Origin of the sequence: Streptomyces sp. NPDC051684 (genome assembly GCF_044453445.1) — a bacterium.
GTDB lineage: Bacteria > Actinomycetota > Actinomycetes > Streptomycetales > Streptomycetaceae > Streptomyces.
In genome coordinates this window covers 188,731-195,924 of sequence record NZ_JBITCS010000001.1, presented here as the reverse complement: position 1 = coordinate 195,924, position 7,194 = coordinate 188,731, and the positions used below count along the sequence as shown (strand labels likewise).

Annotated in this window: 6 protein-coding genes; 3 read left to right on the top strand and 3 right to left on the bottom strand. The window is 71.6% G+C overall.

Annotation, left to right across the window (positions count from 1 at the left end; translation table 11 throughout):
• The first annotated feature begins 156 nt into the window (after window positions 1–156).
• Complete coding sequence (gene leuE, locus ACIA8D_RS00930; RefSeq protein ID WP_399227788.1) at window positions 157–813, top strand: leucine efflux protein LeuE; 657 nt, start codon at window positions 157–159, stop codon at window positions 811–813.
• Window positions 814–838: 25 nt separating this feature from the next.
• On the opposite strand, the gene ACIA8D_RS00925 is transcribed toward leuE, so the two are convergent.
• Genes ACIA8D_RS00925 through ACIA8D_RS00915 form a run of 3 tightly spaced genes read right to left on the bottom strand, consistent with a single transcriptional unit; the run spans window position 839 to window position 4,319 of the window.
• Entirely contained in the window at window positions 839–1,981 is a 1,143-nt protein-coding gene (locus ACIA8D_RS00925) for an acyltransferase family protein (RefSeq protein ID WP_399227787.1), read from the bottom strand.
• Window positions 1,978–3,345, bottom strand: a complete 1,368-nt coding sequence (locus ACIA8D_RS00920; RefSeq protein ID WP_399227786.1) for a polysialyltransferase family glycosyltransferase — start codon at window positions 3,343–3,345, stop codon at window positions 1,978–1,980. The genes ACIA8D_RS00925 and ACIA8D_RS00920 overlap by 4 nt, the downstream gene beginning before the upstream one ends.
• A complete protein-coding gene (locus tag ACIA8D_RS00915) occupies window positions 3,342–4,319 on the bottom strand; it encodes a glycosyltransferase family 2 protein (protein WP_399227785.1) in 978 nt (325 codons plus the stop codon). The genes ACIA8D_RS00920 and ACIA8D_RS00915 overlap by 4 nt, the downstream gene beginning before the upstream one ends.
• A 198-nt stretch (window positions 4,320–4,517) precedes the next feature.
• On the opposite strand from ACIA8D_RS00915, the gene ACIA8D_RS00910 reads away from it, so the two are divergent.
• Together ACIA8D_RS00910 and ACIA8D_RS00905 are read left to right on the top strand one after the other, a co-directional pair.
• The gene (locus ACIA8D_RS00910; RefSeq protein ID WP_399227784.1) at window positions 4,518–5,819 is read left to right on the top strand and encodes a DUF6716 putative glycosyltransferase; all 1,302 of its coding nucleotides are present in this window, start codon (window positions 4,518–4,520) and stop codon (window positions 5,817–5,819) included.
• 38 nt (window positions 5,820–5,857) lie between these two features.
• Window positions 5,858–7,192, top strand: a complete 1,335-nt coding sequence (locus ACIA8D_RS00905; protein WP_399227783.1) for a cytidylyltransferase domain-containing protein — start codon at window positions 5,858–5,860, stop codon at window positions 7,190–7,192.
• The last annotated feature ends 2 nt before the right edge of the window (window positions 7,193–7,194 follow it).

Genomic DNA, 7,194 nt, shown 5'->3' with positions numbered 1-7,194 from the left:
TTGTGATCCCCACGGCGGGGGGGGTTTTTCCTACACCCCCCGCCGGGGGTGGGGGGGGGGGGGGCGGGGGGGGCGCCCCGAGGCGTGGGGGCGGTGCGGCGTCCGATATCCGATACCGCTGGACGGTGCACCGGACGGCCGTGCGACACTCCCGACATGCTGGGTGTCATCGATCTTCCGACCTATCTCGCGGGCCTCGCCCTCATCATCCTCCTGCCGGGGCCGAACTCGCTGTACGTGCTCTCCGTGGGCGCCCGCCGCGGCATCCGCACCGGCTACAAGGCGGCCGCGGGGGTCTGGTGCGGCGACACCGTCCTGATGACCCTCTCGGCCGCCGGGGTCGCCTCCCTGCTCCAGGCCAACGCCGTGATCTTCGGGATCGTGAAGTACGCGGGCGCCGGCTATCTGACCTGGCTCGCCATTGGCATGATGCGCGCCGCGTGGAGCATGTGGCGCACCCGCAAGGAGCGGCTCGCGGCCGAGAGCGGCGTCGCCGAGGAGGAGTCCGCGCTGGAGCGGCCGTTCCGTCGGGCCTTCGTGATCAGCCTGCTCAACCCGAAGGCGATCCTGTTCTTCATCGCCTTCTTCGTGCAGTTCGTCGACCCGTCCTACGCGTACCCCGCCCTGTCCTTCGTGGTCCTCGGCGCCTTCGCGCAGGCGGCCAGCGTGCTCTACCTGTCCGCACTGATCTTCAGCGGCATGAAGCTGTCCGCCGCCTTCCGCCGCCGCAGGCGGCTGTCCGCCGGCGCGACCTCGGCGGCCGGGGTGCTGTTCCTCGGCTTCGCGGTCAAACTCTCGCTGGCCAGCGTGTAGCACCCGCAGCGGGGCGGCGGGAGCGCTACGTCGCGCGCGGGCGCTGGTTCAGCGATCTGCGCAGCAGCGGCGTCGCCCACTTCTCGACGTAACGGTTCAGCAGCCAGGCGAGCGTCAGCATCACGGCGACCGTCGCCCCGAACGTGGCCCACGACGGCAGTCCGATACGCCGGTGCAGGGCCGCGATGGCCACCCAGCCCAGGTGCTCGTGGACCAGGTAGAACGGGTACGTGAGGGCGCCCGCGACCGTCAGCCAGCGCCACTTCGCCCAGCTCGTCCAGCCGAGCGCGATCGCCGCCACCGCCGCGAAGCCGAGCGTGACCACCACGACGATCCCGAACGAGGACCGGTAGGAGAAGAAGTCCGGGTTCGGGGCGTGCCACGTGCGGTCGACCGCGAAGTGCTGCCCGATCAGCCAGCTCACCGCGACGATGCCCCACGCCGTGACGTCGTGGCGGTTGCGGTGCACCAGGTACAGGCCGATGCCGCCGATGAAGAACGGCGCGTACTCCGGCATCAGGACGAGCGTCGCGAGCGGCTCGCCCGAGCCCTCGGCGAGCACCGCCGCCAGCGTCCACACCGCGCAGAACAGCACCACCCGGTGCCGGGTCGCGCCCGGCAGCACGACGCAGAGCGCGAACAGGGCGTAGAAGCGCAGCTCCGCCCAGAGCGTCCAGCACACGCCGAGCACCCGGTCGACGCCGAGCGGCTGCTGCAACATGGTCAGGTTCACGAGCGCGTCGCTCGGCGACACCGCCTTGTAGACCACCACCGGCAGCGCGAACACGGCCGTCACCAGGACGATCGCCACCCAGTACGAGGGCAGCAGCCGGGCCGCGCGCGAGGCGAAGAAGGACCGCAGAGGTCTTCCCCAGCCGCTCATGCAGATCACGAAGCCGCTGATCACGAAGAAGACCTGCACGCCGAGACAGCCGTACGCGAACCAGCCGTGCAGCGTGGGGAACTGGGCCTGCGGCGACGAGCCCCAGGCCTGGGAGATCTCGCCGTCCCTGCCCCCGTAGTGGTACGCCGCCACCATCAGCGCGGCGATCAGCCGCAGCCCGTCCAGGGCGTACAGGCGTGCCGGGTGAGGGGACGGCACCGGTTTCGTCTGCTCGCCCGTCTGCGGCGCCGGAAGCGGCGGCAGCGTCGTGCCGGGTGCCGTCATCCGAGGGCCGTCCGCTTCAGGGCCGTCCGCTTCAGGGCCGCGCGCTTCAGGGAGCGGGCGCGCTTGGCGACCCTGCGCACCGTCGGATTGCGCGGGATGAAGGAGAACTGTGCCGGGAGCGCGCCGGGCAGGGCGAGCGAGGTCAGCCGGCGCCGCTTGAAGTAGCGCCAGGTCCGGTCGTCGAGACGGGTCGCGAGATAGCGCTCGGCGGGGCGGCGCAGATCCGGGTAGATCTTGGCCTGCATGGCGTAGCCGACCGCACGCAGCAGCTCGTCCAAGTCGCCGACGGGCAACGGCTGTTCCTGCGCCTCCACCGCCGTACGGTCGGCCAGGTCGGGCAGCAGCGCGTCGACGATGGTGACCGGCACCCGGTTGCTGTTCTGGTACGGCGTGAGGCGGTCCAGGAGCGTCGACGTGCCGATGCGCGCCACCGGGATGCCGTACAGGGCGCTCGCGGTGAGCAGTGCGGTGGAGAAGCAGCCGACGACGAGGACCGGGCGCATCCGCTGATAGAGGACCTCGGCGAGGACGGGCGTCTCCAGGACGGTCAGCTCGACGCCGAGGCGCTCCGCCTCCTTCTCCAGGACGCGCGACCAGCGGGCCGGGGCAGTGGGGTGCGGCTTGAACACGACGTGCTTGTGGCCGAGTTGGGCGGCGCCGCGCATCATCCGTACGTGCAGGTCCTCTTCCTCCTCGGCGCTGAGGATGCCGAGGGCGGAGAGGTACTGGCCGAGGAGGAGCGCCGGTTCGCCGGGCAGGCGGGGCAGTTCGCCGGCCGCGTCGCACAGGCCGGCGAGCACCTTGAGGAAGACCTCGGTGGGGACGACCTCGGGCGCGACGCCGAACTCCGTGAGCAGCAAGGGCTTGAGGCCCGGCACCAGGTCGAGGTGGAGCAGGCGCCGCACCCGGGTGCCGATCAGCGGGTCGATCTTGTTGCGGGTCGGCCCGTAGCTCATCAGGCCGTCCGCGTAGACGTCGACCGGGGTGCCCGCGAAGATCTGCGCGACGGCCATCGCGGGGTTGACCTGGATGGACTCCACGGCCAGCTCGACGTTGTCGTCGCCGAGGTCCCAGGTGAGCCGCAAGTAGCGTTCCCACAGCGGGATGTCGTCGGCGCGCGGCGTCCAGCTGCCGGGGTGGAAGGGGGCGATCGCCTCGTTCCACGACAGGACGCCGTCGAAGCGGCCCCGCAGCTGCTCGAAGCCGGGCATCTCGTCGACGGCGGGGGTGGTCTCGGGCGTCGCCGCGTTGTTGGCGACCAGCAGCAGCGTGCGGTCCGCCGGGGCGAACTTCTCCGCGTCCATGGCGGCCGCGAGCGTCGCGGCGCCGTACAGGGTCGAGGCGAGCAGGATGCGGGTCGTCATGCCGTGACCTCCGCCCCGACCGGGCGGCGGCGCAGCCGGCGCAGCCGCGTGGCCCGCTGGGTGTCCATCGAGTCGAGCGCGTCGTCCAGCACGCCCTGCGGCATGCGCTTGAGCGCGGCCGCGCTGAGCGACTTCAATGTGCGGGCCACGGGTGGTTCGAACCTTTCGATGGATCCCAAGTGGTGGGAAATGATGGCGCAGTACGTGCGCACGGCCTTCGGGAGAAGCAACTCCGCGTCCCGGTCCTGGGCGGTTTCCCGGACGACCTGGTCGAATGCCCGGATGAAATCGAGCTGCCGTACGTCACCGATCTGAGTGAGCGAGGACGAGACGCCGCGGCGATAGAAAACGCCCAGAGTGCTGACCGCCGCAAAGGATTTCGCCTCGCGGTGCAGCCGCCAGATCCACGGCCTGTCCTCCGCCGTGCGCAGCCCGTCCGTGAAGTGCAGCAGGCCCTCGTCGGCGAGCCGCCGGTGGTACATGCCGGCCCACGCGTAGGCGTAGTCGACGGCGGTCGAGCGGTCGGCGGGCAGGATCGCCGCGCGCGGGTCCATGACGACGCCGCGCAGACCGTGCGGGAAGCGGTGCACCGAGCGGGCCCGCGCCGTGCACTGGACGTGGTCCGTGCGCACGAAGTCGCAGCCCAGGCCCTCTATCGCGGCGAGCAGTCTGCCGTAGTGGCCCGGCGCGAGCCAGTCGTCGCCGTCCAGGAAGGCGAGGTATTCGCCGCGGGCCCGGTCGAGTCCGGTGTTGCGGGCGGTCGCGAGTCCTCCGTTCCGTTCGTGTCGCACGACGACCGCGCCGGGCAGCTCGCGCTCGGCGCGCGCGAGAATTTCCGGTGTCTCGTCCTTGGAGCAGTCGTCGACGAGAATGAATTCGAAGTCGTCGCGTGCGTTCGCTCGCAGACTTCTGAGGGTGTCGGGCGCGTATTGCTGCACGTTGTAGAACGGCACGATGACGGAGAGCTTGACCACGACGGTGACGTTAGGGCGCGGCCCGGCATTCGTCTTGACCGGTGGCTTGATGTCAGGTGAACGACACGTGGCGGGACCGTGAACCGGCCCTGGCGCAGGCCATTTCCGGGGCCGATTCGCCATTCGTCGGTGTGCTGTTAACCCTTTGTTGCATTCCGGTTGGGCCGCGGCTCGGAATTGCTTCCTAAGTTTTCCAGCGTGCCAGTAAGGAACGAAAAGCAGCTCAGGGTCGCCGTGCTCGCGGACTCCGACACCCGGTGGAAATGGGGGTCGCTCACCGCCTCCCGCATCGCCCCCGAAGGCGTCGCCCTCGACGGCTATCTGCTGCGCGGCCGAGCCACCCCGACCCCGCGCCAGCTCCGCGAGATCGGCGTCCGCGCCGACAGCCTGCGCGAGGTCACGGCCGTCGAATTCCTGCGTGAGATGAAGTCCGCAGCCTACGACGTGGTGCTGCTCGCCCTCGTCGGCGGGGGCGTCCAGGCCGTCCTGCACGGCCTCGCCCACGCCTGGCGGGGAGCGGAGCGCCGCCCCGTCGTGGTCACCGGCTACGTCGGAGTCGTCTACGAGAAGCTCGCCGACGGCCTCCTGCTGCGCCACGGAGCCGACGTGGTGCTCGCCAACTCCGCTTACGACGCGGACCGGTTCCGCGCCGTGTACGAGGGGGTGGGCGCGGACGCTTCCGCGGTCACCGAGTGCGCGCTGCCGTTCCTCGGCGGCGAGCCGTACGCCGGTGAACGCGAGCCGTACACGGTGACCTTCGCGGCGCAGCCCTCCGTGCCGGAAACGGCGGCCGACCGGGGCTACCTCCTCGACCGCCTCGTTCAGCACGCCGAGTCGCACCCCGAGCGCGAGGTGCTGCTCAAGCTGCGCAGCAAGCCCGGCGAACACACCACGCACATCGAGGAGATCCCCTACCAGAAGCTCGCCCAGCGCCGCGAACCGCCGGCCAACTTCCGCCTCGTGTACGGGAACATGGGCGAGGTCCTCGACCGCACCGACCTGCTCGTCACGGTCAGCTCGACCGCCGCCCTCGAATCCCTGCACCGGCGGATCCCGACCGCGCTCCTCACCGACCTCGGGGTGCGCGAGGCGCTCGGCAACCACCACTTCACCGGGTCCAACTGCCTCGCTTCCTGGGACCAGTTGGACGCCGGTCTGCGGCCCGAACCGGACCCCGGCTGGCTCGCCCGCCAGGGCGTCGCGGCCGAGGGGGCGTACGAGAGCGCCTTCGACGGCGTGCGCTCCCGGGTCGCCGAGCTGCTCGCCAAGGACCGGGCCCCGCTCGCGCCCTATTACGACCGCACCACCGCCCCCGGCTATCTGCCGCGCATCCTCGCCCGCCACCACCTCGCGCCCGACGGCGCCCCGCTGCCCGGCGCGCCCGCCGCGGACCGGGAGCCGGGTCCGGTGCGGCAGGTCGTGCGCCGGGCCGCCCGCGGCGCCTACCGGCACGGGGTGCAGCGCGTCGCCCCCGTGATCCGGCGGATGGGGGAGCTGTGAGCCCCCGCAACCCCGAACTCCCTGAAGGAGAAGCGCACATGACCGACCTTGAGACGGTCCGGGTCGCCGCTGAGGCGGGCCTCGCCGCCCCCGTGCGACGCGTCCTCGCCGTGATCCCCGCCCGCGGCGGATCCAAGGGCGTACCGGCGAAGAACCTGGCCCCGGTCGGCGGCGTGCCCCTGGTGGCCCGCGCCGTGCGCGAGTGCCTCGCCACCCGGCAGGTCACCGACGTCGTGGTCTCCACCGACGACGCCGCCATCGCCGCCGCCGCGCGGGACGCGGGCGCCGAGGTCGTGACCCGGCCCGTCGCCATCGCCGGCGACAAGTCCAGCTCCGAGGCCGCCGTGCTGCACGCCATGGACGCGCACGAGGCCCTGCACGGCGCGGCCGTCGACGTCGTCCTCCTCGTCCAGTGCACCAGCCCCTTCCTCGTACGGGAGGACATCGACGCGGTGGTCGGCGCGATCCTCGACAAGGGCGCGGACAGCGCGCTCACGGTGGCGCCCTTCCACGGGTTCGTGTGGCGACACTCCAGCGACACGATCGACGAGCCGCGCCCGGCCACCGTGCACAGCGCGGCCGCCGAGGCGGGCGGCGTCGCCGTCCTCGCCGACCGGCAGACCGGCACCGCGACCGGCGGCGGCTACGGCGTCAACCACGACAAGTCGCAGCGCCAGATGCGCCAGGACCGGCCCCAGGACCTCCTGGAGACCGGCGCCGTCTACGGCATGGAGACCAGCGGATTCCGCCGCCACGAGCACCGCTTCTTCGGCCGCACCGAACTCGTGCGCACCGACCCCGCGCGGGTCCTGGAGATCGACGACCCGCACGACCTGGCCCGCGCCCGCGCGCTCGCCCCCCTCTTCGACCAGCAGTCGGCGCTTCCCGCCAAGGAAGACATCGACGCGGTCGTCCTCGACTTCGACGGCACCCAGACCGACGACAAGGTGCTGATCGACTCCGAAGGACGGGAGTTCGTCACCGTGCACCGCGGTGACGGCCTCGGCATCGCGGCCCTCCGCAAGAGCGGCCTCGAACTGCTGATCCTGTCCACGGAGGTGAACCCGGTCGTCGCCGCCCGGGCCCGGAAGCTCAAGATCCCGGTCCTGCACGGCATCGACCGCAAGGACCTCGCACTCAAGCAGTGGTGCGAGGAGCAGGGCATCGCGCCCGAGCGCGTGCTCTACGTCGGCAACGACGTCAACGACCTCCCGTGCTTCGCCCTCGCCGGCTGGCCCGTGGCGGTCGCCAACGCCCATGACGTCGTGCGCGGCGCCGCACGCGCCGTCACCACCGTCCCCGGAGGCGAAGGCGCGATCCGAGAGATCGCCAGCTGGATCCTCGGCCCTTCTCTCGACTCCCTCGAAAAGTAAGG

Bases quoted from the DNA above. Each gene is read 5' to 3' on its own strand.
- leuE (WP_399227788.1), top strand. From the start codon at position 157: ATGCTGGGTGTCATCGATCTTCCGACCTATCTCGCGGGCCTCGCCCTC.
- ACIA8D_RS00925 (WP_399227787.1), bottom strand. From the start codon at position 1,981: ATGACGGCACCCGGCACGACGCTGCCGCCGCTTCCGGCGCCGCAGACG.
- ACIA8D_RS00920 (WP_399227786.1), bottom strand. From the start codon at position 3,345: ATGACGACCCGCATCCTGCTCGCCTCGACCCTGTACGGCGCCGCGACG.
- ACIA8D_RS00905 (WP_399227783.1), top strand. From the start codon at position 5,858: ATGACCGACCTTGAGACGGTCCGGGTCGCCGCTGAGGCGGGCCTCGCC.